We start from the raw sequence: 24,692 nt of genomic DNA on the forward strand, positions 1-24,692 counted from the left end.
CTCAGGCAGGCGCCTTCCTGCGCGGCAGCATGCGGCGCAAGGTGTTGTCGCGCGCCACGTAGTGATGGAACAACGCGGCGGCCGCGTGCAGGCCGATCAGGTAGTAGCCGATCGTGCCGATGGTTTCGTGGATCTCCTTGAACGTACCGGCCAGGGCCTCGTCCGCGCCCACCAGCGCCGGCAGCGACAGGCCGAAGAACGGGATCGGCTTGCCCGCGGCGCTCAGCGTGAGCCAGCCCAGCAGCGGCATCGCGATCATGAAGAGGTACAACGCCAGGTGCATGAGCCCCGCAAGCCGTTGCTGCCAATGCGGCGGCGGCGGCTGGATGCCCGGCTGGGCACCGGCGGCCCAGCGCAGCGCCAGCCTTACGACCACCAGCGCCAGCACCGCCAGCCCCAGCATGAAATGCCAGGTTTTCAGGCCATCGCGCAGATCGCTGCCGCGCGGAAACAGCTCGCGCAGATTGATGCAGGCATAGACGCCGATCAGCAACAGCAGCATCAGCCAGTGCATGGCGATCGACAGCGAGCCGTAGCGGTCGGCGGTGTTTTTCCAATGCTTGGCCATCGAAATCATCCAGGTAACGGTATCGGGTATCAGCATGCCCCCGCCGCCAGCCGCGCAACTTGAGCGTGGTCAAGTCCGCCGCCGATGGCCGCGCCGCCGCTTGCGTCGTTACGCCACGCGCGCGGCGAGCTTTTGCTGCGCAAACCGCCGTATCCTAGGGGCTCCCCGTCCACCGGCCGCTGCGGCCGCGCGAGGCCCCGATGGAACCTGCCGCCAACGTGCTCGACCTCAATCAGTTGCGGCGCAGTTGCAGCTCCTGCGCGCTGTACGAATTATGCCTGCCGGCAGGCATCGGCGTCGACGACCTGGACCGCCTCGACGCCACGGTGAAGGACAAGCGCGCGCTCGATCGCGGCGACATGCTGTACCGCGAGGGCGATCCGTTCGAGGCGCTGTATGTGGTGCGATCCGGCGCGCTGAAGACCTTCGTGCAGAACGAGGCGGGCGATGTGCAGATCCTCGGCTTCCACCTGCCGGGCGAGATCCTGGGCTTCGACGCGCTGGCCACCAACCTGCACGTCAGCCAGGCCGAGGCGCTGGAACGCTCCAGCATCTGCGAACTGCCCTACGCCAAGCTGCAGCAGGTCACCAGCGAGGTGCCTGCCCTGCACCGCCAATTGATGCGGGTGATCAGCCGCGAGGTGGTCGAGGAGCACCGCCACCTGGTGATGATGGGCCGGCAGCAGGCGCAGGAGCAGCTGGCCAGCTTCCTGCGCAGCCTGGCCGACCGCTACCAGCGCCTGCACCGCGACGGCTCCGCGCTCAACCTGCCGATGTCGCGCTACGACATCGCCAACTACCTCGGCCTGGTGGTCGAGACGGTGAGCCGGCTGTTTTCGCGCATGGAGGAGATGGGCGTGCTGCAGGTCAACCGCAAATCGGTGCGCATCCTGCGGCCGGAACTGCTGGCTGCCCTCTGCCGCAGCGATGCCGCGCCGCGGCGCAAGGATGCCGGCTGACCGACGGGCTCAGTCGGGCAACAGCGCCTGGCCGATCCTGCGCAGGCCGGCCGGGTCCAGCAGCTGCAGTTCGCGCCCTTCGATCTGGATCAGCTTCTGGTTGCGGAAGCGGCTCAGCACACGGCTGACGGTTTCCGCCGCGAGGCGCAGATAGTTGGCGATATCGCCGCGCGACATGCTGAGGTGGAAGCGCGTGGCGGAAAAACCGCGCGCCGCGTAACGGCTGGCCAGGTCCATCAGGAACGCGGCCACGCGCTCGTCGGCGCTGTGGTCGCCGGCCAGCAGCGAGGCGGTGCCCAGCTCCTTGCTCAGCATGCGGAACAGGTGCTGCTGCACCGCCGGCACGCGCGAGGCCAGCGCGCTCATGGCGGGAAACGAGAAGCGGCAGAAAAACGCCGTGTCCAGCGCCACCGCGTCGCAGGGGAAATGCTCGGGGTAGATCGCATTGAGGCCGATCACCTCGCCGGGCAGGTAGAAGCCCAGCACCTGCTCGCGCCCCTCCTTGTCCACCATGCGCGTCTTCACGGTGCCGCCGCGCACGGCGAAGATCGCGCGGAACGGATCGCCGGTGCGGAAGATGTGCTCGCCGGCGCGGAACGGCCCCACGTGCTCCACCAGGCACTGCAGGGCGGCCAGCTCGGGCTTGTCGTAGCCGGCGGCGATGCAGGCGCTGGAAAACGCGCAGGTGCCGCAGAAATGCGTCTCGTCACCATCGTCGGCGATCGGGCTGGGCGGCTCGGGCAGGCGGCCTGCCGGGTACTTGGATGACATGTTGTCGGAACGCCGGTTCTGGAGCGCGGATCAGATCGCGCGTGAATAACGCGGTGTGTGCGCCTGCCCATCGAGATAGGCGTCGAAGCACATGGCGATGATACGCAACAGCAGGCGCCCCGGCGAGGTCACCTGCAGCGACGCGGCGTCTTCGAGCAGCAGGCCGTCGGCGATCAACGGCTGCAGGCGCTCGCGTGCGGCAGCGAAGTATTCGTCGAAGATCAACCGGTGACGCTCGCCGAAACGCTGTTTGTCCACGCGGCCGTGGCACATCAGCTCGCCGATCAGCTCGCGCCGGATCACGTCGTCCTCGTCCAGCAGCAGGCCGCGGGCCACCGGCAGGCGGCCGGCATCCAGGGTGGCGTAATAGCCGGTGAGGTCGCGCGCGCTCTGGCTGTAGCTGTCGCCGATGCGGCTGATGGCGCTGACGCCAAGCCCGATGATGTCGCAGTCGCCGTGGGTCGAGTAACCCTGGAAATTGCGCTGCAGCGTACCGGCGCGCTGCGCCACGGCCAGCTCGTCGTCGGCGCGGGCGAAATGATCCATGCCGATGTAGACGTAACCGGCGGCGGACAACTGCGCCAGCGCGCGACCGAACAAGGCCAGCCGGGTGCCCGCATCCGGCAACTCCTCCGCGACGATTTGCCGCTGCGCCTTGAACATCTCCGGCAGGTGCGCGTAACCGTAGACCGCCACCCTATCCGGCCCCAGCTCGACGATCTGGTCCAGCGTGCGGCTGAAGCCGTCCACGCTTTGCTTGGGCAGCCCGTAGATCAGATCCACGCTGACCGAGCGGAAGCGCGACTCGCGCGCGGCCACGATGGCTTCGCGCGTCTGCTCGAAACTCTGGATGCGGTTGACCGCCTCCTGCACCGCCGGGTCGAAATCCTGGATACCGACCGACAAGCGGTTGAAGCCCAGCTCGGCCAGCGCATGCACGTAGTCGCCATCGGCAAAACGCGGGTCCAGCTCGATACCGTACTCGCGCTCGGCGGCCTGGCTGAAACTGAAGTGGCGCGCCAGCGACTCCATCAACTCGCGCATGCGCGGCACGTCGAGAAAGTTGGGCGTGCCGCCGCCGAAATGCAGCTGGCGCACGGGCCGATCGCGGTCGAACAGCGGCGCCGCCAGTTCGATCTCGCGGTACAGGCGCTCCAGGTAACGATCGGCCTGGCCGATGTCGCGGGTGATCACCCGGTTGCAGCCGCAGTAGAAACACGGACTCATGCAGAACGGCACATGCACGTACAGCGACAGCGGCCGCGGGATAGGCTCCTCGTTGGAGGCGCGGATCACCTGCCGCAACGCGGTCTCGTCGAACGACGCATTGAATTGCGGCGCGGTGGGATAGCTGGTGTAGCGCGGACCGGCCACGTCATAGCGGGCGACGAGGTCCGGATCGAAAACGGGCGGAATGATGGGAGTGGCCATGGCGCAAGTCTGTCGATGCACCCGCGCCCACACCTTGATCCGGATCAACTGCGCGACCATCGCGACAAGCCGCCGCAGGCCTTTTTGTAGGAGCGCACCCTGTGCGCGAAGCCTTTCATCAAGGGCATCGCGCACAGGGTGCGCTCCTACAATGAAGAGTCGGGGGTTCTAGCGCTTGAGCGCCTCGATCCGCTGCTCGATCGATCCAAAGATCGAGTGGCCGCCGGCATCGGTGACGTCGATCTTCAACCGGTCGCCAAACTTCAGGAACGGCGTGCTGGGCTGGCCATCGCGCAGGGTTTCCACCGTGCGCTGCTCGGCAAGGCAGGAGGCGCCCTTGCCGGTGTCCTGGTTGGCGATGGTGCCAGAGCCGACCAAAGTGCCGGCGGTCAGCGGGCGCGTGCGCGCCACGTGCGCCACCAGCTCGGCAAAGCTGAACTGCATGTCCACGCCGCACTCGGCCTCGCCGAACCACTGGCCGTTGAGCCAGGTGCGCATCGGCAGGTGCAGCTTGTCGCCTTGCCACGCGTCGCCCAGTTCATCGGGCGTCACCAGCACCGGCGACAGCGCCGAGCGCGGCTTGCTCTGCAGGAAACCGAAACCCTTGGCCAACTCGCCGGGAATCAGGCCGCGCAGGCTCACGTCGTTGACCAGGCCGACCAGCTGGATATGCTCCGACGCCTGCGCGGCGGTCACCGCCATCGGCACGTCGTCGGTGACCACGATGACCTCGGCCTCCAGGTCGATGCCGAAATCCTCGCCGGGCACCACCACCGGATCGCGCGGCCCCAGGAAGCCCGCACTGGTGGCCTGGTACATCAGCGGGTCGGTGTAGAACGATGCCGGCACCTCGGCGCCACGAGCGCGGCGCACGCGCTCGACGTGCGGCAGGTAGGCGCTGCCGTCCACGAATTCGTAGGCCCGCGGCAGGGGCGCGGCCAGGGCGTGCATGTCCAGCGCGAACGCCTCGACGGCGGCGCCCGCATTCAGGGCCTCCGACAATGCGTTGAGCCGCGGCGCGGTATTCGACCAATCGTCCAGCGCGCCTTGCAGCGTGGCGGCGATGCCGTCGGCGCGAACCGCGCGGGTGAGATCGCGGCTGACCACGACCAGCGTGCCGTCGCGACCGCCCTCTTTGAGACTTGCAAGTTTCATCAGGATTCCTCAGCCACAACCTTCCACGTAATCGACCTGCGGCGGCACGCCCATGCGCCAGCGCGTCACCCTGCCCTGCGCATCGGTTTCGAACACCAGCGCGCTCTCGCCCTGCGGCGCGATGACACGCAGATAGCTGGCGCCGGCAACGTACTTGTGCGGCTGCGACGTCACGCGTTCGCCGTACAGCGCGCGGATCTGCGCCGCGTCCATGCCGACGCGGCCACCGCCGGGCGCGATTTCCTTCGGCGTGCCGACGTCGTAGCGCACGAAGCGGCCACCCTCGAACATGAAGGCAAACTCCGCCGGGTGCTTCACCCACGTGGGCGTCTTGTAGAAACAACTGGAACCGGGCTGGGCGGCGCCACGCAACGCACCGCCCCAGGCGGCGGCAAAAGCCGCCTCGTCCATGCCGAACCGCATGTCGCCGTAGCCGTCGTAGCGCGCCACCGTTGCCGCCGTGTCCGGCACCGCGGCCGTGGTCGCCGCGCTGGCCGGTGCAGGTTCTGCGGTGCGATCGGCCTGGCCACAGCCAGCCAGCAGCAACGCAGCGGCGAGAAACACGCTGCGCATCAACGCGCGCCACCGTCGAAATGTTTCGCGATGCCTTGCCAGCAAGCGTAATAGTTGCCTTGCAGTTGCGGCGATTCCAGCGCCTGCCGGGTGGGACGGATCACCTTGCGCGTCTCGAACATGAAGGCCATGGTGCCGCCGATCACGTCCGGCTTCGACAGGTCGGCGTTCGAGGCCTTCTCGAACGTGGCCGCGTCCGGGCCGTGCCCGCTCATGCAGTTGTGCAGCGACGCGCCGCCGGGCACGAAGCCCTCGGCCTTGGCGTCGTACACGCCCGTGATCAGCCCCATGAACTCGCTGGCGACATTGCGGTGGAACCACGGCGGCCGGAAAGTGTGCTGCGCCACCAGCCAGCGCGGCGGGAAGATCGCGAAATCCACGTTGGCCGTGCCCGCCGTATCGCTGGGCGAGGTCAGCACGGTGAAGATGGATGGATCGGGGTGGTCATGGCTGATCGAGCCGATCGTGTTGAAGCGGCGCAGGTCGTATTTGTACGGCGCGTAGTTGCCGTGCCAGGCCACCACATCCAGCGGCGAGTGGTCGATTTTCGCCTCCCACAGCGCGCCCTGGAATTTCGCCACCAGCGAGAATGCGCCGTCGAGATCCTCGTACGTCGCCGTGGGCGTCAGGAAATCGCGCGCGTTGGCCAGGCAGTTCGAACCGATCGGACCCAGCTCCGGCAGGCGCAGCAGCGCGCCGAAGTTCTCGCATACATAGCCGCGCGCCTCGCCGTCGATCACATCCACGCGAAAACGCACGCCGCGCGGGATCACCGCGATTTCCTGCGGCTCGATCCCGATCACGCCCAGCTCGGTGGCCAGCCGCAACCGACCCTGCTGCGGCACGATCAGCAGCTCGCCATCGGCATCGTAGAAATAGCGCCCCTGCATCGAGCGGTTCGCGACGTAAAGGTGGATGCCCACGCCCGCCTGCTCCGCCGGCCCACCGTTGCCGGCCAGGGTGGCAAGGCCATCGACGAAATCCGTGGGCGCGTCGGGCAGCGGCAGCGGATCCCAGCGCAACTGGTTGGGCGTGGCCGGCGCCTCATCGAAACGGTTGTGGAAAGTGGCGTGCGCCAGCGGTCGGAACGGCTCGTGCACCGCGGCAGGACGAATCCGGTACAGCCAGCTGCGCCGGTTGGCGTGCCGCGGCGCGGTGAACGCGGTACCGGAGAGCTGTTCGGCGTACAGGCCGTGCGCCACCCGCTGCGGCGAGTTCTGACCCACGGGCAGCGCGCCCTCGATCGCCTCGCTGGCGAATTCGTTGGCGAAGCCGGTTTGGTAGCTGGTACTGACCTCAGACATACGTGCGCCTACGCTTGAAGCCCCTCGCCCGTCGGGAGAGGGGCTTCAAAGCCTACAGCACCCCCCGCTTCATCTGATCGCGCTCGATGCTCTCGAACAGCGCCTGGAAATTGCCCTCGCCGAAACCCTCGTTGCCCTTGCGCTGGATGATCTCGAAGAAGATCGGGCCGATGCAGTTCTGGGTGAAGATCTGCAGCAGCTTGCGCTGGTGGGTTTCGGGGTCGGCGTCGATGAGGATCCTGTTGCGCGCCAGCCGTGGCACATCCTCGCCATGGTTGGGCACGCGCTGGTCGATCACTTCGTAGTAGGTATCGGGCGTATCGAGGAAAGCCACGCCGGCGGCGCGCATTTTTTCCACCGTGGCGTAGATGTCATCGGTGAAGCAGGCGATGTGCTGGATGCCCTCGCCCTTGTACGCGTCGAGGTATTCGTTGATCTGGCTCTTCGGGTCGTCCGACTCGTTCAGCGGGATGCGCACGATGCCGTCGGGCGCGGTCATCGCCTTGGACACCAGGCCGGTCTTGGCGCCCTTGATGTCGAAGTAGCGGATCTCGCGGAAGTTGAACAGGCGCTCGTAGTAATCCGACCACTTCTGCATGTTGCCGAAGTACAGGTTGTGGGTGAGGTGGTCGATGAAGGTGAGGCCGAAGCCCGACGGGTTCTGCGTGGCCCCTTCGATCGGCTCGTAATCGCCGTCGTAGATGCTGCCCGTGCTGCCGTAGCGGTCCACCAGGTACAGCATGCAGTCGCCGATGCCTTTCACCACCGGCGCGTTCACCGCCCGGGTGTCGGCGTTTTTGGTGAACACCTCGCCACCGTTGTCCAGCACCGCCTGCAACACCTGATCGGCCGGCTTGCGGAAGCGGATGGCGAAACCGCAGGCGCTGGGGCCGTGCTGCTGCGCGAAGGCGGCGGCGAAGGACTCGGGCTCCTCGTTGACGAGAAAGTTCACGTCGTTCTGGCGATAGACGATAATCGGGCGATGCCTGTGCCGGAGCACGGCGACAAAACCCATGCGCTGAAACAGGGTGTGCAATTCGGCCGCGCGCCCTGGCGGCGCGGCGAATTCGACGAATTCGAAGCCGTCGATGCCCATCGGGTTCTCGAACGTGGCGACTTTCATGCCGGGATCGGGCTTGGTGTTCATGGCACTCTCCGGTTCAGCACGGGCCAGAGGATTCGAAGCGCCGCAAGGATGCGCTGCTGCCCGCGAAAGGATTTGCATGCCAGTGTTATAGTTTCAATTGAAACCAGTTGCAAGGAGCACCGCCGCAGTGTCGACCGACCGCAAACGCATCCCCGCCAGCGCCGAGCATGCGCCGCTGGAGCTGGAACATTTCCTGCCGTACCGGTTGTCGATCCTGTCCAACGCCATCAGCCAGTCGATCGCCGACGACTATCAGCGCCGCTACGACCTCAGCGTGACGGAGTGGCGGGTGATGGCGGTGCTGGCCCGTTTCGACGGTTTGTCCGCCCGCGAAGTGGCCGAGCGCACCTTGATGGACAAGGTGGCGGTGAGCCGCGCGCTGGCACGGCTGGTGGAAGCGGGCCGGGTCACCCGCGGCATCCACGCGGGCGACAAGCGCCGCTCCGTGCTGGGCCTGTCGGACGCCGGCTGGGCCCTGCACGACGAGGTGGCGCCGATGGCGCGCGCGCGCGAGCGCGAGGTGCTGGCGAAGCTGGACGGCGAGGAGCAGCGTTGGCTGACGCGGATACTGGACCGGTTGATGGCGTAGAGCGGGGAATGGGGAATAGGGAATGGGGAGTGCGGAATGGTTCAAGCAAAAGCGGCGCATTCCCCCAACCGTTCGGGCTGAGCGTAGCCGCGCAGCGGCGAAGTCGAAGCCTCCCCTCAGCTTGCCCCTTCGACTCTGCCGCTACGCGGCTACGCTCAGGGAGAACGGTAATGAAACCCTCCCGTTTCCCGCGTTCCGCCCGCTACCGCACCCCGTGCATCAACCGGTTGATCAACGGCGCCACCAGGAACAACAGCACGCCGCCACCCAGCAATATCCAGAAACCGGTGGTGTAGCCGGACAGTGCCGACTCCACCGTCATGCCGGTTTCGCCGCTGACGTGGCCGGCAAACAGGCCGGCCAGGTTGTTGCCGATGGCGGTGGAGAGAAACCACCCGCCCATGCCCAGCCCCACCAGCCGCAACGGCGCCAGCTTGGTCACCATCGACAGGCCGATCGGCGACAGACACAGCTCGCCAGCGGTCTGCAGCACGTAGCACAGCACCAGCGTCCACAGCGGAATCAGGCCGTCGCTGCCGACCAGGTTGGACAAGGCATACATCAGCACCGCGAAACCCAGTGCATTGCCGATCAGCCCCAGCCCGAACTTGCGCGGGATCGACGGCTCGGCGCGACGCTTGTCCAGCGCCGCCCACACCATCGTCACCAATGGCGCCAGCACCACGATCGCCACCGGGTTCACCGACTGGAACCAGCCGATGGGGAAATTCCAGCCGCCCAGGTCGCGATCGACGATGTGCTGCGCCAGGAAGTTGAACGAGCTGCCGGCCTGCTCGAAGAACATCCAGAACAGCACGTTGAAGGTGAAGATGATCAGCATCGCGATCACCCGCTGGATCTGCACGCGGCCGGTGCGGATCGCCTCGATCACCAGCATTACCGCCACGCCCAAGAACAGCACGGTCAGCAACCATTGCAGCACCACTGCGCCGGCGCGATCCATCAGCAGATACACCAGCGGAATGGCGACCAGCACGCCCAGCGCCACCCACGCCACGCGCGCGAGGCTGGCGATTTCCGGTGCCGGCCGCCCCACCTCGCCGAGCTGGCGGCGGCCAAACCAGAACCACACCAGGCTGATCAGCATGCCCACGCCCGAGGCGGCGAACACCACGTGGTAGTTCTGGTGACCCGGCGTGCCGAACACGCGCGTGGCCAGCACGCTGGTCAGCACCGGCGCAATCAGCGCGCCGGCGTTGATACCCATGTAGAACAGCGTGAAGCCGCGGTCGCGGCGCGAATCGCCCGGCGCATACAGCTGGCCCACCATCGAGGAAATATTGGGCTTGAACAGCCCGTTGCCCACGATCACCGTGGCCAGCCCCAGCATGAACACCGCGTGGTTCGGCACCATCACCATGAACAGGCCGGCCGACATCACCACCGCGCCCAGCAGGATCGAGCGCTGGTAGCCGATGATCTTGTCGGCCACGTAACCGCCGAACACCGCGGTGGCGTACACCAGCGCCAGGTAGGCGCCATACGTGCGGCTGGCGGACGCCTGGCCCGCGTCATCGCCGCCATAGAACTGCGCCACGATGTACAGCGTGAGCGCCCAGCGCATGCCGTAGAACGCAAAGCGCTCCCAGAATTCGGACATGAACAGCATCCACAACGGCCGCGGGTGGCCGAGCAGTTGCGGATAGCTGAAATCACGCGGCGTACTGTCGCTCTGGATCATGGGGGTCCCCGTCATGTCGTCGGCCGCACTTCAGTGCAGGCGCAGGAAATCGTGCACGACATGTACCCACCCCGCTCGTTGCCGTCAAATGCGCTGCAACAACGCGCGACGCCAGCGAACGGGCACTGGAGCCGCAAGGCTGGCCCTGCCGTGCGACGAACCGTCGCTCTGGGTTGCGAGGTTTGCGGCGCGGTTCGACGCTTGCTGCAGGACCCGTTGGCTACTTGCCCATGAAGCGACGGCGCGCCAGCCACAGGATCAGGCGCTGCAGCGGATTGCTGTTGCCACCGGGCCGCCATGTGCGCACCAGCTTGTTGCGGTACGCGTCGAAATGCAGGCCGCGCGGCGCCGCAATCACCTCGCCGCGCTTGAGCAGGATTTTCAGCGCCTGCGTGCCGGCGATCCCGGCGCAGATTTCACAGGCCATCGGCGTCGAGGGACCGCGCTGGTTCACCAGGTCCACGGCCGAGGGCTGCACCAGGTACGCCTGATGCAGCACGGCCGGCGCCAGGCCCACCATGAATCGCAGCAGCTGCTCGTTTCGCGGCTGGCCCTCCAGCTGGAAATACTGTTCGAACGTCATCTGGCCGGGAAGGAACGCCAGTACCGCCGCCCCCATGCCCAGCGGCGCGGCGGTGATGGCCGGAATGCCGCGTTCGGCGCACAACGCGAACAGCCTGGCGCGGATGTCCAGCACGAAAAAGTCCAGCCCATCGATGTACAGATCCACCCCCGAGAGGAACGCGTCCATGTTCCCGGGCGTAACCCCTTCGGGAAACGCGTTGATGTCCAGGTCGGGGTTGATGTCCCGCGCCATGCGCGACACCACCTCGATCTTGGGCTGGCCGACGGTCGACTGGAAGGCTCCCGCCTGCCGGTTGAAGTTCTCTGTGCCGAAACGGTCGAAATCCGCCAGGTTGAACGACTGGATGCCCAGTCGCGTCAGGGTCAGCAGATGCGCGCCACCAACGCCACCCAGACCTGCGATCGCCACCCGCTTGGACCGCAGGATGGGCTGCTCCGCGGTGGTTATCCAGCCGATCGTGCGGCTGAAGGCCCTGGCGTAATCGAACGGCTCCGCCGACAACGGTCTGTCAGACATCGTTAGGTACCTGCGTTCGGGCGAAGAACATGGATCGTATGCCGCCGGCGTCCACGCACCGTCAACGCTCCGCACTGCGGCAGCGGACCGAGGCCGGAGAAAGCCCATGGAAAAATGGCGCCGCTCGGGGAAGCGGCGCCATCGATCAAACCGCCTGCATCCGGATACGCCTCAGGCGCCCAGTTCGGATTCCTTGCTGCGACGACGCAGCAGCAGGCCCATGAGGCCCAGGCCCACGCCCAGCATGCCGATCGGGCCAGGTTCCGGTACCGCCAGCGTCTGGCCGGTCAGGGTGCCGGTGCCCACGATCGGGTAGTAGCAGATGTTGGTCGGGTCAGAGGACGGCCCGGTGCATTGGTCGTAAGGCTTGAACGAGAACGAGGAGCTCAGGTCGAAATCCGCGCCATCGGCCCGGCTGTTGGTATCCATCCAGTAGCCCGCGGCACCGCCGGCCACGTCCAGCAGACCGAAACCACCCGACAGCGAACCCGGCGCAGCGATGGGTCCGTTGATGTTGGAATAGAGATCACCCACCGCCGAGAAGCCGGTGAATGGCGCGGCATGGCCAGTGAGGCTGAGCCACAGCGGGCCGGTGGCCGAGCCGGCCGACGAGGGATCGGCCACATCGAAGCCGCCGCTCGGATCAACGTAGAAATTGATCAGGCCACCGTCGAACACCACTTTCGGGTTCAGCGCGTCGCCTTCAATGGCGGACACCGTGTACTGGAAGGTGAAGTTGAGGCTGCAACCCGAACAAAACACGGATTGATCGGCGCCATTGATCGAGCCGATACGCCCGTAGCCGGTCAGCACGTCGCCGACGGCAGAAACGGAGGACTCACGGAAATCGATCGCCTGTACGGTGAGGTCCGCACCATTGGCCGGGTCCCAGGTGATGCCACCCACGGTAATCGGCGATGCCATCGCGGCCCCGCTCCATGCGCCCAAGGCAAGGGCGCCGGCGAGCGCGACTCCAATCACTTTCTTCTTCATCATGTTCTTCTCCTTCAATGCGAATAGCCGCGACCAGTAGTTGCCCGCGATTTGCCCCTGCCCTGGGCCTGATGAGGCAAATCACGTGCCACGTTTGCAAGTCATTGTTTCTATTGACTAAAGGAGCATATTTCAGGCAAGCGGATGCCTATTTGTAAGGTATTCCTACAACCTGATTCCCGTGCGGACCGCCACATGCCTCGCGCATACATGCAAGCTGCTGTTTTTATTGATTAGTTTTCCAGCCATCATCAACCGGCGGAATGTAAAGTATCCCGACGCAAAATACCTTCACGCCACCTTCACGAAATTGCGTGAATTTGGCGTGAAATTAACCGCTTATCGTCGATCTGGCAGCGTGACGGCACGCCAGGAAAAGTGTCAACCAAACCGCTGTGAGAGGGGGCGAAAAAACGCTTGCCGCGGCCCCTCCGGCGGCGGCTGTTCGAGGCCAGCTACAGACCGGGACAGGCGGCACCCGGGCTCGTCGCGAGATGCGCCAGCTCAAGCTTGCCAGGCGCACGTGGCACTGGCCTGGACCGAAGCGCTAGCCTGGACCGAAGCTGTCCATGGCGCGTCGACCGCTGCGACGAGGCGGCGCCGATCGCGATTGGCCCAGACGCAGGAACACCAGTCCGCGGCCGTTGCCACACAGCGGCGCGAGCCCGGCATCCAGCCGCGACAAGGCTTGCCGCAGGTGCGGTTCGACCGGTACGAAGCCCAGGCTCAGCACGCCTGCCGCCGCGTAGGGCTGTACCGATAATCCGGCCAATGTGGCCTCCAGCCACACGCGCTGCAGGGCGCGGCCGCCCGCGAACACGTCGGTGCGGGCGGCCGACGGCACCACCAGCAGGCACAGGCCCGGCGACAACCGGATGGGTAGCCAGGCAGAGCGCCACCCCAGCATGGCCGCCGCACCGAAACGGTTGAGCACACGCATCACCGCGGGACGGCGCATGGCCTCGAAAGCGGGACGCATGGGCCGCTCCACCGCCAACGTGGCGGGAGCCAGTCCCTCTTCGCAGACGGCATCCCAGCCAGCCGCGAACCGGATGCTGGAAAACAGCTCGGCGTGCAGGGCTGGACTGCGGAAACGCAGGCTTTCGGCGAGCCGAACAAGCTTCAGCGCCATGCTCTTTTCACGGCCCGCACGCGGCCAGCACAGGCGTGCGCCCTCGATCCGTTCGGCCTGGGCATCCAGTCGCGCCTGCGCCGATGGGGCAATGGCGCCCCGCCAGGGGAAGCTGCGATCGGTATGACGGCTGTCGATGGCGGCTGCCAGGGGGTCGCGCTGGCCGTCGGGATCGCGGCGCCAACGGATGCGTGCAATCCAGAGCTCGTCACCGGCTTCGGGAAAAACGTCCACCTGCGCGGCGTAGCCCAGCGAGCGGCCCTGAATGACCATGTTCTCCACGCACGCGCCGGCCGCCAGGTCACTGAGTACGTAACGCGTGTCCGACACGTTGCCGCTGCGCGTGGCATCGATTCGGACGTCCAGATGATCGTCGCCCCAGGTGAAGCGCCACGGCTGCGAATTGTCTGCCGAGGGCGCCGCGATGCCTGCGCGCAGGATGTCCACCTTCATGTCCTGGTTCACGGTCCACATCCATCCATTACCGGGGATATCAACGAACCCGCGCTGCGGGCGTTCTGGCGATCACGCTGACTGTATCGCTGGCCCCGTTCACATTCGGTATGCAATCGCGGATTGCGCATATTGATACGTAGGACGCAAAAACCTAGTATGTCCGTCGCGTACAATTCACATAACCGTCGCAACCCATACACGCGGACGACGGTCACAGCCGGCTTCAACGGCCCTGGCATGGATGCAACCCGCGTTGACGCGATCAGGTTCGCTGTTCCAGCCACGAACACCCACAACTCGCGAACCTGCACTTCAAGGTTTGCCAAGCACGCGCAGCTCAACCAACGCTGCGACATAGCGGCCAGACGGAACTTGCGGTCGAAGTGGTATCCCGCCGCGGCATGTGGCGTCCCTCGAGACAACGTGCCGTTTACCGGCGACTGCAACATTACTGACAAGAGCCGCAAATGCCCAATACAGCGATCGATTTCACGGCGCGCGCCGTGCGTTCCTCCGACAGCCGCGAAGCAACTTGCTCGTGCGCCACTTCCCTCGAGCAGGTCCAGGCAGCCTGGCAACTGGTCTACGAGCGCTATGCGGAAATGGGGCTCATCAACCCCAATCCGTTCGGCATCCATGCCGTTCCCGGCGCCGTGGGAAAACACGCCTGCGTGATCTGGGGACCGGACGGCAGCGGTGTCGGCCATACGATGACACTGTTTCGCGACAATCCGATGGGCCTGGCGCTGGACAGCGTCTATGCGCAGGAACTGGACGCGTTGCGCCAGGCCGGCCGTCGCCTGCTCGAGGTGGGCATGCTGGCGGACCGCCGCGAATCGGCGGCACGCGGCATCGGCGCGCTGTTCAGCATGATGCGCTGGGCCATCCATTACGGTTTGCACACCGAACTCACCGATATCGTCATCGGCGTACACCCGCGGCATGCCGCGTTCTACGTGCGCTGCTACGGCTTCGAGGAGTTCGCCGCCCCCACCGACTATCCGCTGGTGCGCAACAACCCGGTGGTGGGCTTGCGGTTGCGCCTGCGCGAGATGCTGGCCAATGACGTGCTGCCCCGGGGCCTGACCGATGCCCGCGACAATCCCATACCGGCCAGCGCATTCCGTGATCGCTTCGCGTTCGAGCCGGCGCAGATGCGCGGCTCGCTCATCGCCGGTTTCCTGAAGGACCGCTACAGCATCGACTCGGGCCGGGTCGTCGCCCCCAGCGAGGCCGCCTGCGAGGTCGCCCGCCTCGCGCAGTTGGGCTGAGGGCACCGTCGGCTCACCGGGCGGACGCTGTCCGCTCTTCCCATCGCGAGCACCCTCCTCACCCACGCGCCTGATGTGCCACGGCTGTGGCGTCCGCGGCTTCGCCTCCCCGGCGGAGCCGCGGTACCGGCAGCGCTAGCTGCCCGAGCCGCCGACCTTCGTGCCACCGAGCTCGCGATAAAGCGCCTCGGCGGCCTGTTTGTCATCGAAATCGGCCACTGATTTCCGCAGCAACTCAAGCGTGCGGAGGGCCGCCGCCTTGTCGCCGGTGCGAGCCTGCGCAACCGCCAGGTGATACTGGATCGATGGAACCTTGGGCGCGGCCTTGGCGGCCTTGGCGAGGATCGGCAACGCTGTTTTCGCCTGGTCGCCCGCCAGCAATGCCCAGGCATACGTGTCCTGCACGCTGGGCGATGTCGGCGCCAGCTTGTAGGCACGCTCGGCCAGCGCAAGCGCCTTGGGATCACGTTGTTCGGTGAGGATCCAGGCGAGATTGTTGAGCGCGCCGACGTTGGAGGGATTGGCTTTCAGCAGTTGCTCATACTGGGCTGCGGCCAGGACGTTCTGCTTGTGGCCCATGTAGTGCTGGGCCAGCAGGGTACGCGTGGCCTCGTCATTGGGGTGACTGGCCAGCCAGTCCGTCAGCACCGTTTCGGGTTTCGCGGCGCCGGTCTCGCTCAGCGCCAGGAAAGTCTTGATCACCAATGGCCGGTCGGGATTGGCCTTCAGGCCTTTCTGGTAGGCCGCCGCGGCATCGCCCGGCGACTTGTTCGCCATGTACAGGTCGCCCTCCAGCGCGAAGCCGGCCGCCCTGGTGGCGGGCTTGGTCTGCAGCGCACGGGCCAGCGCCAGTGCGCCGGGGAGGTCGTTTGCCTGCAGCTTCACGGTAGCGAGCAGGACCACGGCCTGCACCTGGTCCGGATCGCCCTTGATCACCTGCTCAAGGTTGCTTTCGGCGCCTTTCGTGTCCTTGCCGATGAGCTGGGCACGCGCCAGGTTGGTACGGTAGAGGGCCGCCTGCGGCGCCAGATCCACGGCCTTCTGCAAGGTCTTCAATGCCTCGGCCGTGTCCCCCGCATTCATCTGCGCGGCGCCCAGGGCATTGAGCGCGGCCGGGTTCCCCGGTTCCATCGCCACCAGGCGCTTGGCGGTGCCCACGGCCTCGTCGAACTGGCCGCTCTCGCTGTAGAGCAACACCAGGCCGAGGTAGGGCGCCGGCGATTTGGGCGCCGCATCGATGGCCTGCTTGGCCCATTTGATCGCGCCCGCCTTGTCGCCCTGCAGCAGCGCCAGCCGGCTCTGGGCCATCATGGCCGCCTCGTTGTGCGGGTCATGCTTCAACACGGTGTCGTAGCGGCCGGCGGCGTCCTTGTAGCGACCCTCCAGCGAATCGAGGCTGCCCAGGCTCATGAGCGCGGCGAGGCTGCCGGGCTCCAGTCGCGCGGCCTGTTCGTATTGCGCACGTGCCTCGGGTCGCTTCCCTGCCGCAATAAGGGCGGTGCCGTAGACCAGGTGCGCTGCGCTGTCCTGGGGATGTTTCGAGGCATGGGCCGCGGCCGTCTTGACCGCGTCGGCGACCCGCCCGTCACGCACATAGGTCATCACCAGCAGGCGGTTGCGCCGCGCTTCGGCGGCGGCATCCTCGACCGCCATGGCCTGCAACAGCCGCAAGGCCTCGGAATCCTGCCCGGCGGCAAGCGCCTTTTCGGCCGGCGCGAACGGATCGTTCGCCGGCGTCTTGCCGCCGGCCAGCGCATCGGCCCCCGGCGTGCGGACGCCGGCCGCCGCCGCGCCCTGCAACAGGGCCAGCAATTGGGTATCGGAGGGCGAACCGTCCACCGCGGGACGCAAGGTGTTCAGCGCCTGGCTCGTGCGCCCCTCGCGATAGAACGTCAGGGCCAGCAGTCGCCTCGCCTCCCTGTTGTTCGAATTGATGCCCATGGCGTTGCTGAGGTACATCTCCGCCTGCGCGTAGTTGCCCTGCGCGTAGTTCACCGCGCCCATCAGCGTCTGCGCCTGCTCGTTGCTGGGCACATCCTTGAGCACCAGCTGGAGCTGCGAAACGGCATCATCCAGGTGGCCCTGCTTGTACAGGACCACGGCGTGCAGGTAGTGCGGATAGGCCTGGTCGGGCGCCATTTTTTCCAGCGTCTGGATGTTCGCGAGGGCTGGATCGAACTTGTCCTGCTGGGCCTGCGCGCTGGCCAGGCGCAACAGCGTGTAGAAGTGCTCCTGCGGCAGCCAGTCCGGCTTGCTGATACCGAGCACCTTCTGATACGCCGCTTCGGCCTCGGCGAGTTGCCCCGCGTCGAAGGCGAGATCACCCTTGGCTATCCACGCTTGCGGACTTTCCGGCGAGGCGGCCAGTGCCTGTTCCACGTACTGGCCGGCCGCATCCTGGTTGTTGCTGGCGCTGGCAAGCTTGGCCAGGCCGATCAGGGATCGCGCATTCTTGGCATCCAGCGCCAGGGCGGCCTTGTAGGATTGCCCGGCCTGGTCGAACTGCCTGAGCCCGCGCTGGGCATCACCGCGCAGCCGCAGCACCTCAGCCTTCACTGGCGGATCGAGCGAAGCGTCGGGCGACAAGGTCTTGAGCAGGTCGTCGTATTGCTGGGCCAGCAACATCGCCTGCCCCAGCGGCACCGCCCACTGGGCTTCCGGCACGCCATTCGCGCGCGCGTTCTGAAGGTCGTTCAGCGCTTCCTTCGGATCGCCGAGCATCAACGACGCGCGACCCAGCAACAACCAGGCCTGGCCATTCTTGCTGTCCTTCTGCAGGACTTTCTTCGCCTCGATATAGGCGGCGCGGTATTTGCCTTCGGCCTGGTTCCTGGCGCCGGCGGTCAGGCCGTCGGTGCGATCGACCAGGCCACAGGCCGCCACCAGCAGGCTGATCGAAAGGACGAGCAGACCGCGCCGCATGGAGCGGGCATTGAGGATAGTGGGCATTTTCTCGATCTCGGTTGGCACATTGGCACACATGAGTCAGTCGGCGTCCGCCGTCTTCTTCAAGCCATATTTGTCGAGCAGGTCGTAAAGCGTCGGTCGGCTGACGCCAAGCAGGTCCGCCACCCGCGAGAGGTTGCCGCCAGCCTTGGCCAGCGCGCGCTGGATGGCACGCTTCTCGGCATCGGCGCGCACTTCGCGCAGGCTCAGGAAATCCTCGCCGGTGGTTCCCAGCTGCAGCTCGGCCAATCCGATCTGCTTGGTGTCGGCCATGATCACCGCGCTGTTCACCGTGTTCTCGAGCTCGCGGACGTTGCCGGGCCAGGAATGGCCCTCGATCGCCTTCAGCGCCTTGGTGGAAAAGCCGCGGATGGTGCGGCCATGGCGGCTGGCGGCCTGGGCCAGAAAATGGCGCGCCAGCAATGTCGCATCACCCATGCGGTCACGCAGCGGCGGCAGGCGTACGCTGACCTCGCTGACGCGGTAGAACAGATCCTCGCGGAAGCGCCCTTGCTGGATCAGCGCACGTAGGTCCTGGTGGGTGGCGCAAACGATGCGGATGTCGACCGGGATCGATTCGCGTCCGCCGATGCGCTCGATCACCCGCTCCTGCAGGAAGCGCAGCAGTTTGGATTGCAGCGCCGGCGGCATGTCGCCGATTTCGTCCAGGAACAGGGTGCCGCCGACGGCCAGCTCGATCTTGCCCTTGGTCTGCCGGTGGGCGCCGGTATAGGCGCCTCTCTCGTAACCGAACAGTTCCGCTTCGAGCAGCGGCTCGGGGATGGCGGCGCAATTGATCGCCACGAAGGGGCCATCGCGGCGAGAGCTGAGGCGGTGCACCGCGCGGGCGAACAGCTCCTTGCCGGTGCCGGTCTCGCCCAGCAGCATGACGGTGGCGTTCGACGGGCCGACCTTTTCGATCAGCCGGCACACATCCACCATCACTTCGCTGCTGCCGATGATGCCCTCCAGCACGGAGCTGGACTGGCTGCGCAGCGCGCGGTTCTCGGCCTCCAGTTCGTGCACGCGGTAGGCGCGGCTCACGATCAGGCGCAGCACTTCCAGATCCAGCGGCTTGGAGCAGAAATCGAAGGCACCTAGACCGATCGACTTGACCGCGTTGTCGCGATCCCCGTTCCCGGTGGCCACGATGACCTTGGTGAAGGGTGCCCTCTGCAGGATCTCGCCCAGTGTGGCAAAGCCCTCGCTGGTACCGCTGGGGTCCGGTGGCAGGCCCAGGTCCTGCAGAACCACGGCCGGCTGATGGCTTTCCAGCATGGCCAGCGCGGATGCGCGGTCGTCGGCGAACAACACCTCGTAATCCTCGAAGCTCCAGCGCAACTGGGCCTGCAGGCCGGGATCATCCTCGACCACCAGCAGATGGCGCGTTGCAGTGCTCATGATGTTGCCGTCATCGGATCGGCCGCGGCCGAATCCCCTTCATGCCCGGCCAGCGGCAGCCGGATGGAAAAAGTCGTGCCCTTGCCGGGCGTGCTGTCGACACTCACCGCTCCTCCCAGCGAGCGAACGTACTCGCGCGCCTGGTACGCACCCACGCCCATGCCCTTGCTCTCCTTGGTGGAGAAAAACGGCTTGAAGAGCCGGTTGCGAATGAAATCCTCGTCCATACCTGCCCCATCGTCCTCAATATCGATCACCGCCTCGTTCGCGATGCGCTTCGCCGTCAACGTGACATGCCCGTGGATTCCCGCGGCATCCTGCGCATTGCGCAGGACGTGGCCCAGCACCGTGGCGAACTGCTCCTGATCGGCCCGCACCCACAGCTTTTCCGGCGCCGGTCGGTAATCGGGTCGCGGTGACTGCGCCTGGCATTCGGCCAGCGCCCTCTCGATCACGGCAGCCAGTTGCACGCGGTTGAGGTTGGCAGGCGCCACGCCTCCGCGCAACTGTTCCAGCAGGCGGGAGATGCGCCCCACCGAGTTGGCCACCGTCGTCAGCATGTCGTCGACGAATGCCGGGTTGCGCTTGTGGCGCTCGGCATTCTGCAGCAGCAACGATTGCTGGGCGGCCACGTTCTTGAGGTCGTGCATCAGGAACGCGGTGAGGCGATTGAACCCTTCGAACTGGCGCGCCTCGGCCAACCGGCGGGCGTTGACGGCCTGTGCCAGGGTTCCCGCAACCTGGCTTCCGGCGGCGCGCAGCAAATCGATGTCTTCCCAATCGAAGGTGCGGCGTGCGCGCGACTGTGCCACCACCACGATGCCTACCAGGCGGTCTTCCAGCACCAGCGGCACCAGCAGCCAGGCTCGCGGCAATGCGCGCAGGCCTTCCGGCGCGCGCAACTGCTCCTGACCCAGCGGCGGCGGCTCGTCCAGATTGAAGATCCAGTGGCGCTTGCGCATCAGTTCGATGGCCGGCGCGGCGGTTGAAACCGCCAAGCCGGGCGGCACGGGCATGTTCCAGCGCGCCTCCGTTACCAGGTTGCCTTGCTCGTCGCACATCAACAACGCACCGGCCGGGCTGTCCATGATCTGCGCCACGGCGCGCACCGCTCGCATCGGCAACTCGGTGTCGCTGGCGGACAACGTCGCCGTCAGCCGCAACCATTCCTCGCGGTAGTCGTGCCGGAAACTGAAGAAGTTCTTCTGCAGGATCACCCGCACCCGGGCGCGGGCCTGCCCGGAGGTGGCCAGCAACAGCACCACGACCAGTGCGAAACAGACCAGCGTGATCTGCGCCACGCTGCCCCAGTCGCCGCCGTACAACCGCACGTAATAGCCGCCGATCGCCGTGGCGATGATGTAGATCGCCACCACCAGCAGGCTGGTGGAATAAAACACGACGCGCCGGGAAACGCCGACCTCCAGCGACCACTGCGGGTTGCGCGCCGCCGCCACCAGCAACAACGGCACCATGGCCGCATCGATGAAACCGCGCGCCGCCCACGCGCTCAGATTGAACTCCCGGTAGAGCACCGCGTAGGAATACAGAAAGATGTCATAGGCGAACAGCGCGCCAAGAGCTATCACCAGAAACTTGAGCGCCCACCGCTGTTCCGGGTCGACGTTGCGGTAGATCTGTTCGAGAAAAACGACCCCGAGCAGGGCCAGTACCAGCGTGCCGGCCAGCGGCAAGCCGATATCGAGCGCCACCGCGGTCGCCTGTGCCAGCCCGGTCATCGGCCACAGGCAATACAGGGCGAGCGCAATCCACAAAGCATGCACGCCGATGCGCCAGCCACGTTGCCAACCGGACGCCTGCCAGGTGCCGAACAACGCGCTCACGAACGTCAACCACGCGCCGAAACGCAGCACCTCGGCCAAGAGGATCCAGTTGGCCGGTACCGCACGCGTCCACTCCGCGTAGGCCAGAAACACGCTCCACAGCACCGTGACGAGCGTCGCCACGATCAGCAGCGCGCCGGTACGCTGGCCCCGCCAACCGATCGTCAGCAGCACCGCACCCACCAGAAAGGCGGCAGCACAGATCAGGTAACTGGCAATGGCGATGGCGTGCATGAATGAGGCGCCCCCTGTGGCGCGGCGCTTGGTCTCCCCTGGCGGGCGGTGCGCACGCCATGAAGTCTGACATTGCGCGGCGCCCGCTGGTAGACGCTAGGGAACGACCGCCTCCACGGCCTCCGCCGCCACCAGGTTCCACCGGCGACGAATATCGGCCACGACCCGGGCGGCGGTGTGGCCGTCCCACAATTCGGGCCTGCGCCCATGGACGCCATTGCCGGACAGAATGTTCTCCACCGCAGGCACCAGCTCGGCTGTCGCGATCAACTGGTTGCTTCCCTCGGTGAGGGTGATCGGGCGCTCGGTGGTGGTACGCAGCGTCAGGCACGGTATCCCGAGGTACGTGGTTTCCTCCTGGACACCCCCCGAATCCGTAACAATCAGGCGCGCGTCGCAGACAAGGTTCATGAAGTCCACATATCCCAGCGGCTCGACCAATTGCACACCAGGCGCCTGCGCCAACGTCGTCCATAGCCCGAAGGCCTCGAGGTTCTTGCGGGTGCGCGGATGAACGGGAAACACCAGCGGCAATCTCGCGGCCACGGCGATCAGTTGACGAACCAGCTCCCCAAGCGGGCCGGCCGCATCCACGTTGGACGGACGGTGCAGCGTCACCACGGCATAGCCGCCGCGCTCCAGGCCCAACCGCTGCCGCTCGCCGCTGGCCTCGATGCGCTCGCGCATCAGCTCGTAGGAGTCGATCATGATGTTGCCGACGCGCGTGATCTTCTTCGGCGAAACGCCTTCGGCGGCCAGGTTCGCATCACCGTCAGGCGAGGGCGTCCACAGGATATCGGCCAGGGTATCGGTCACCAGGCGATTGATCTCCTCGGGCATGTCGCGGTCGCCGCTGCGCAGGCCAGCCTCCAGGTGCGCCACCGGGATATGCAGCTTGGCGGCTACCAGGGCGCAAGCCACGGTGGCGTTGACATCGCCGACAACGAGGGTCAGCCCGGGCCGTTCGGCAACGCAGGCCGCTTCGTACCCCAGCATCACGTTGGCGGTCTGTTCCGCATGGCTGCCGCTGCCCACACCCAGATGCAAATCGGGCGCAGGCAGGCCAAGATCGCTGAAAAAGGCGTCCGACATGTTCTTGTCGTAGTGCTGACCGGTATGCACCAGCCGCACGCTGCACCACGACTCCCTGCGCAGCGCATGGAACAGCGGTGCAATCTTCATGAAATTGGGGCGCGCGGCCGCAATCAAATCAATCCTGAGCCGCTGCATCATGGAACTTCCCCTCGAGGTTTCGGACCGCTGGCCAGTGTATCAGCGCCGCACGACGATTCGGTCTTGCAGCAAGAGCGCAGGACCCGGCCACCGGAGTTCTGAGGCCAAAAAAATGGCCCGCCAGAGGGCGGGCCATTCAAGAACAACCTGGATATGTCCTACATCCTTGCCACTGTGGCTCAGACGTTCTCGCGGCGGCGACGGCTGGCGGCAAAGCCGATCAGCAGCGCACCAATGCCAAACATGCCAAGCACGGCCGGTTCCGGAACGGGATGGACGGACTCCACCACGACGACGAAATCGTTGTAGTCGAAATCGCCACCGTCTTCCCAAGCCTGCAGATACTCGCCAGGCGTGAACACGCCGTTGGTCGCCTCGATCTTGTTCGAGCCATCGCCAGCGTAGGTGACAACGCGGGGGGTGCCGTCGCTGTTCAACGCGCTGTCCGAGTAATAGAAGGTGTTACCAACCTTCAAGAAATAGCCGAACAAGTTGCCGCCGCCAAAGGCGGCGCTTGCATGGCCCGTGGACGCAGCCAGCGGGTCCGCCGAGTAATACGTCGCAGCAAAACCACCCAAGCCGTTGGTCTTGAGGGTTGTGGTGTAACCAGCCGTGGCGCCGCTGAACAACGTCAGCGTGTTGGCGATGTTGGTCGGATCGAAGATGCCGAACGTCAACCCGGAAGCGTTGCCAGTCAGGGTCAGCATGACAGTGTTTTCGCTGCCGCCGGTGCCCGCGACGGACCAATAGCTGGCCGGGTTCAACTGCTGGGTGTACGGGTTGATGCCGTTGCCGGCGGAGAAAATGCTGCCGTCCGTGCCGGCTGCGCCCAGGATCTGCTCCAGGGTGTGTTCACCGTAGCCGTTGGTCGTGGCGATGCAGGTGGGACCGCCATCGAAACCGGCGGCGCATGGCGTCGCAAAAGCCTGCGACGCGAACAGGCTGGCAGCCGCCAGACCGACGAGTCCGAGATACCTGATTGACTTCATGGTGTCGCTCCTTGAGAGATCGAATAAAGTGATGCGGGGTCCCTAAAGCAAGGCGCGTGCCATCAAGCAGGCTATTGATTTCACTTGGCTTTCACGCTTTCACTAGCATCGGGAAAGTCGCGAAGCGTAAATATTTCCGACACCCGAGGCGGGAAGCCGAACGTCCCTCTCCTGATCCGGGGAAAGGAACGCCCCACGTCGTAACCGCTGGCCCGGCATAGATCGTAAGGACTTGATTGGACTAGCCAATCTGTGCGGCAGCGCGCAGTTCCGCCCCGCCGCCACCGGTAGCCTTCATAACCGATCCTGGCAACAAACGGCGCTATCCGCAGCGTTGTTCCGGGTCGAAGGCGCGACAAGGCCACCACCTCCGGGTGGACAGGGGGCTGCGTCCAAGCAACGAGGCGAGGCAGACATCTCGCCGTTCATCTACCGGATGCAAGGCAAGCGATTCGAATGCTTACAGATCAGCCATTCTGCTCGGGCGCGGGTGAGCGCTACCTGCGTGCCCTCCGACAATGCCTTGTCGGCGTAGCCGCCTTCGCCCTGCTGCTGGGCATGGCGCCAGCGCAGGCCGCCACGGTGGTGACCAACACCGTGGTCAGCCAGGCCAAGCAAGGCCAATCCTTGGTACCGGTGAGCTTCGGCCAGGTGTTCAAGGCCGGCGACGTGCCGGCCGGCAAGACGGTCACCGCCAGCGTGGACGGCCAGCCGGTCGCACTGCAGGTGGATGCCAAGGCCACCTATCCGGACGGAAGCCTGCGTCATGCCGTGATCACGGCGATGGTGTCCTCGCTGCCGGGCAGCGCCACGTTGCCGCTGGCGCTGTCGGCCAGCGCCGGCCCGGCGCCCGCCGCCGGTGACGTCACCTTGTCGCAACTGCTGGCGACGA

20 protein-coding genes are annotated in these 24,692 nt (G+C 66.0%); 4 read left to right on the top strand and 16 right to left on the bottom strand.

The window, feature by feature from the left end:
* Position 1: 1 nt before the first annotated feature.
* On the bottom strand, positions 2 to 568 hold the full coding sequence (locus ABD017_RS12395; RefSeq protein WP_343883058.1) for a cytochrome b: 567 nt from the start codon (positions 566 to 568) through the stop codon (positions 2 to 4).
* 200 nt (positions 569 to 768) lie between these two features.
* Between ABD017_RS12395 and ABD017_RS12400 the strand changes: the two genes are divergently transcribed.
* Positions 769 to 1,527 carry a cyclic nucleotide-binding domain-containing protein gene (locus tag ABD017_RS12400; protein WP_343883059.1) on the top strand — a complete coding sequence of 253 codons (759 nt, stop codon included), beginning with the start codon at positions 769 to 771 and terminating at the stop codon, positions 1,525 to 1,527.
* A 9-nt stretch (positions 1,528 to 1,536) separates the two neighbouring features.
* Here ABD017_RS12400 and ABD017_RS12405 read toward each other — a convergent pair whose 3' ends face one another.
* The 6 genes from ABD017_RS12405 to hppD all read right to left on the bottom strand — a co-directional run bounded on the left by ABD017_RS12405 (position 1,537) and on the right by hppD (position 7,884).
* Positions 1,537 to 2,298, bottom strand: a complete 762-nt coding sequence (locus ABD017_RS12405; RefSeq protein WP_343883060.1) for a helix-turn-helix domain-containing protein — start codon at positions 2,296 to 2,298, stop codon at positions 1,537 to 1,539.
* Between the two features lie 30 nt (positions 2,299 to 2,328).
* Positions 2,329 to 3,729, bottom strand: coding sequence for an oxygen-independent coproporphyrinogen III oxidase (gene hemN / locus ABD017_RS12410; RefSeq protein WP_343883061.1), 1,401 nt, complete (start codon positions 3,727 to 3,729; stop codon positions 2,329 to 2,331).
* A 168-nt stretch (positions 3,730 to 3,897) separates the two neighbouring features.
* The gene (locus ABD017_RS12415) at positions 3,898 to 4,884 is read right to left on the bottom strand and encodes a fumarylacetoacetate hydrolase family protein (protein WP_343883062.1); all 987 of its coding nucleotides are present in this window, start codon (positions 4,882 to 4,884) and stop codon (positions 3,898 to 3,900) included.
* Positions 4,885 to 4,893: 9 nt separating this feature from the next.
* Complete coding sequence (locus ABD017_RS12420) at positions 4,894 to 5,457, bottom strand: lectin (protein WP_343883063.1); 564 nt, start codon at positions 5,455 to 5,457, stop codon at positions 4,894 to 4,896.
* Positions 5,457 to 6,761 (bottom strand): homogentisate 1,2-dioxygenase, encoded by a 1,305-nt coding sequence (hmgA, locus tag ABD017_RS12425; RefSeq protein WP_343883064.1) that lies wholly within the window; start codon positions 6,759 to 6,761, stop codon positions 5,457 to 5,459. Before hmgA ends, ABD017_RS12420 begins: the two co-directional genes overlap by 1 nt.
* 52 nt (positions 6,762 to 6,813) lie before the next feature.
* Positions 6,814 to 7,884, bottom strand: a complete 1,071-nt coding sequence (gene hppD / locus ABD017_RS12430) for a 4-hydroxyphenylpyruvate dioxygenase (protein ID WP_343883112.1) — start codon at positions 7,882 to 7,884, stop codon at positions 6,814 to 6,816.
* Between the two features lie 151 nt (positions 7,885 to 8,035).
* Between hppD and ABD017_RS12435 the strand changes: the two genes are divergently transcribed.
* Positions 8,036 to 8,497 (top strand): MarR family winged helix-turn-helix transcriptional regulator, encoded by a 462-nt coding sequence (locus ABD017_RS12435; RefSeq protein ID WP_343883065.1) that lies wholly within the window; start codon positions 8,036 to 8,038, stop codon positions 8,495 to 8,497.
* Positions 8,498 to 8,699: 202 nt separating this feature from the next.
* Here the strand turns inward: ABD017_RS12435 and ABD017_RS12440 are convergent, their stop codons facing one another.
* The 4 genes from ABD017_RS12440 to ABD017_RS12455 form a co-directional block, all read right to left on the bottom strand.
* Positions 8,700 to 10,199, bottom strand: a complete 1,500-nt coding sequence (locus tag ABD017_RS12440; protein ID WP_343883066.1) for a peptide MFS transporter — start codon at positions 10,197 to 10,199, stop codon at positions 8,700 to 8,702.
* A gap of 220 nt (positions 10,200 to 10,419) precedes the next feature.
* Positions 10,420 to 11,301, bottom strand: coding sequence for a ThiF family adenylyltransferase (locus ABD017_RS12445; protein WP_343883067.1), 882 nt, complete (start codon positions 11,299 to 11,301; stop codon positions 10,420 to 10,422).
* A gap of 171 nt (positions 11,302 to 11,472) precedes the next feature.
* Positions 11,473 to 12,225 (bottom strand): PEP-CTERM sorting domain-containing protein, encoded by a 753-nt coding sequence (locus tag ABD017_RS12450; RefSeq protein WP_343883068.1) that lies wholly within the window; start codon positions 12,223 to 12,225, stop codon positions 11,473 to 11,475.
* A gap of 616 nt (positions 12,226 to 12,841) precedes the next feature.
* Positions 12,842 to 13,900 carry a nitroreductase family protein gene (locus tag ABD017_RS12455; protein ID WP_343883069.1) on the bottom strand — a complete coding sequence of 353 codons (1,059 nt, stop codon included), beginning with the start codon at positions 13,898 to 13,900 and terminating at the stop codon, positions 12,842 to 12,844.
* A gap of 449 nt (positions 13,901 to 14,349) precedes the next feature.
* On the opposite strand from ABD017_RS12455, the gene ABD017_RS12460 reads away from it, so the two are divergent.
* Positions 14,350 to 15,153, top strand: a complete 804-nt coding sequence (locus tag ABD017_RS12460; RefSeq protein WP_343883070.1) for an N-acyl amino acid synthase FeeM domain-containing protein — start codon at positions 14,350 to 14,352, stop codon at positions 15,151 to 15,153.
* A gap of 135 nt (positions 15,154 to 15,288) precedes the next feature.
* On the opposite strand, the gene prsT is transcribed toward ABD017_RS12460, so the two are convergent.
* From prsT to ABD017_RS12485, 5 genes are all read right to left on the bottom strand, one after another.
* Positions 15,289 to 18,102, bottom strand: coding sequence for an XrtA/PEP-CTERM system TPR-repeat protein PrsT (gene prsT, locus ABD017_RS12465; protein WP_343883071.1), 2,814 nt, complete (start codon positions 18,100 to 18,102; stop codon positions 15,289 to 15,291).
* A 36-nt stretch (positions 18,103 to 18,138) separates the two neighbouring features.
* Positions 18,139 to 19,500 (bottom strand): PEP-CTERM-box response regulator transcription factor, encoded by a 1,362-nt coding sequence (prsR, locus tag ABD017_RS12470; RefSeq protein ID WP_343883072.1) that lies wholly within the window; start codon positions 19,498 to 19,500, stop codon positions 18,139 to 18,141.
* Entirely contained in the window at positions 19,497 to 21,578 is a 2,082-nt protein-coding gene (prsK, locus tag ABD017_RS12475; protein WP_343883073.1) for an XrtA/PEP-CTERM system histidine kinase PrsK, read from the bottom strand. Before prsK ends, prsR begins: the two co-directional genes overlap by 4 nt.
* A 96-nt stretch (positions 21,579 to 21,674) precedes the next feature.
* Complete coding sequence (gene wecB, locus ABD017_RS12480; protein WP_343883075.1) at positions 21,675 to 22,811, bottom strand: non-hydrolyzing UDP-N-acetylglucosamine 2-epimerase; 1,137 nt, start codon at positions 22,809 to 22,811, stop codon at positions 21,675 to 21,677.
* A 179-nt stretch (positions 22,812 to 22,990) separates the two neighbouring features.
* A complete protein-coding gene (locus tag ABD017_RS12485) occupies positions 22,991 to 23,800 on the bottom strand; it encodes a PEP-CTERM sorting domain-containing protein (RefSeq protein WP_343883076.1) in 810 nt (269 codons plus the stop codon).
* Between the two features lie 456 nt (positions 23,801 to 24,256).
* Here ABD017_RS12485 and ABD017_RS12490 point away from each other — a divergent pair.
* The coding region (locus ABD017_RS12490; protein WP_483430737.1) for an RIFT barrel domain-containing protein at positions 24,257 to 24,692 on the top strand (436 nt) is incomplete at its 3' end.

This window comes from Rhodanobacter caeni, assembly GCF_039523575.1.
Classification (GTDB): Bacteria; Pseudomonadota; Gammaproteobacteria; order Xanthomonadales; family Rhodanobacteraceae; genus Rhodanobacter; species Rhodanobacter caeni.

What these genes read in the sequence shown, in the direction of transcription:
- ABD017_RS12395 (WP_343883058.1), bottom strand. Translation starts at nt 568, where the DNA reads ATGGCCAAGCATTGGAAAAACACCGCCGACCGCTACGGCTCGCTGTCG.
- ABD017_RS12400 (WP_343883059.1), top strand. Translation starts at nt 769, where the DNA reads ATGGAACCTGCCGCCAACGTGCTCGACCTCAATCAGTTGCGGCGCAGT.
- ABD017_RS12405 (WP_343883060.1), bottom strand. Translation starts at nt 2,298, where the DNA reads ATGTCATCCAAGTACCCGGCAGGCCGCCTGCCCGAGCCGCCCAGCCCG.
- hemN (WP_343883061.1), bottom strand. Translation starts at nt 3,729, where the DNA reads ATGGCCACTCCCATCATTCCGCCCGTTTTCGATCCGGACCTCGTCGCC.
- ABD017_RS12415 (WP_343883062.1), bottom strand. Translation starts at nt 4,884, where the DNA reads ATGAAACTTGCAAGTCTCAAAGAGGGCGGTCGCGACGGCACGCTGGTC.
- ABD017_RS12420 (WP_343883063.1), bottom strand. Translation starts at nt 5,457, where the DNA reads ATGCGCAGCGTGTTTCTCGCCGCTGCGTTGCTGCTGGCTGGCTGTGGC.
- hmgA (WP_343883064.1), bottom strand. Translation starts at nt 6,761, where the DNA reads ATGTCTGAGGTCAGTACCAGCTACCAAACCGGCTTCGCCAACGAATTC.
- hppD (WP_343883112.1), bottom strand. Translation starts at nt 7,884, where the DNA reads ATGAAAGTCGCCACGTTCGAGAACCCGATGGGCATCGACGGCTTCGAA.
- ABD017_RS12440 (WP_343883066.1), bottom strand. Translation starts at nt 10,199, where the DNA reads ATGATCCAGAGCGACAGTACGCCGCGTGATTTCAGCTATCCGCAACTG.
- ABD017_RS12445 (WP_343883067.1), bottom strand. Translation starts at nt 11,301, where the DNA reads ATGTCTGACAGACCGTTGTCGGCGGAGCCGTTCGATTACGCCAGGGCC.
- ABD017_RS12450 (WP_343883068.1), bottom strand. Translation starts at nt 12,225, where the DNA reads ATGGCATCGCCGATTACCGTGGGTGGCATCACCTGGGACCCGGCCAAT.
- ABD017_RS12455 (WP_343883069.1), bottom strand. Translation starts at nt 13,900, where the DNA reads ATGTGGACCGTGAACCAGGACATGAAGGTGGACATCCTGCGCGCAGGC.
- ABD017_RS12460 (WP_343883070.1), top strand. Translation starts at nt 14,350, where the DNA reads ATGCCCAATACAGCGATCGATTTCACGGCGCGCGCCGTGCGTTCCTCC.
- prsT (WP_343883071.1), bottom strand. Translation starts at nt 18,102, where the DNA reads ATGCCCACTATCCTCAATGCCCGCTCCATGCGGCGCGGTCTGCTCGTC.
- prsR (WP_343883072.1), bottom strand. Translation starts at nt 19,500, where the DNA reads ATGAGCACTGCAACGCGCCATCTGCTGGTGGTCGAGGATGATCCCGGC.
- prsK (WP_343883073.1), bottom strand. Translation starts at nt 21,578, where the DNA reads ATGCACGCCATCGCCATTGCCAGTTACCTGATCTGTGCTGCCGCCTTT.
- wecB (WP_343883075.1), bottom strand. Translation starts at nt 22,811, where the DNA reads ATGATGCAGCGGCTCAGGATTGATTTGATTGCGGCCGCGCGCCCCAAT.
- ABD017_RS12485 (WP_343883076.1), bottom strand. Translation starts at nt 23,800, where the DNA reads ATGAAGTCAATCAGGTATCTCGGACTCGTCGGTCTGGCGGCTGCCAGC.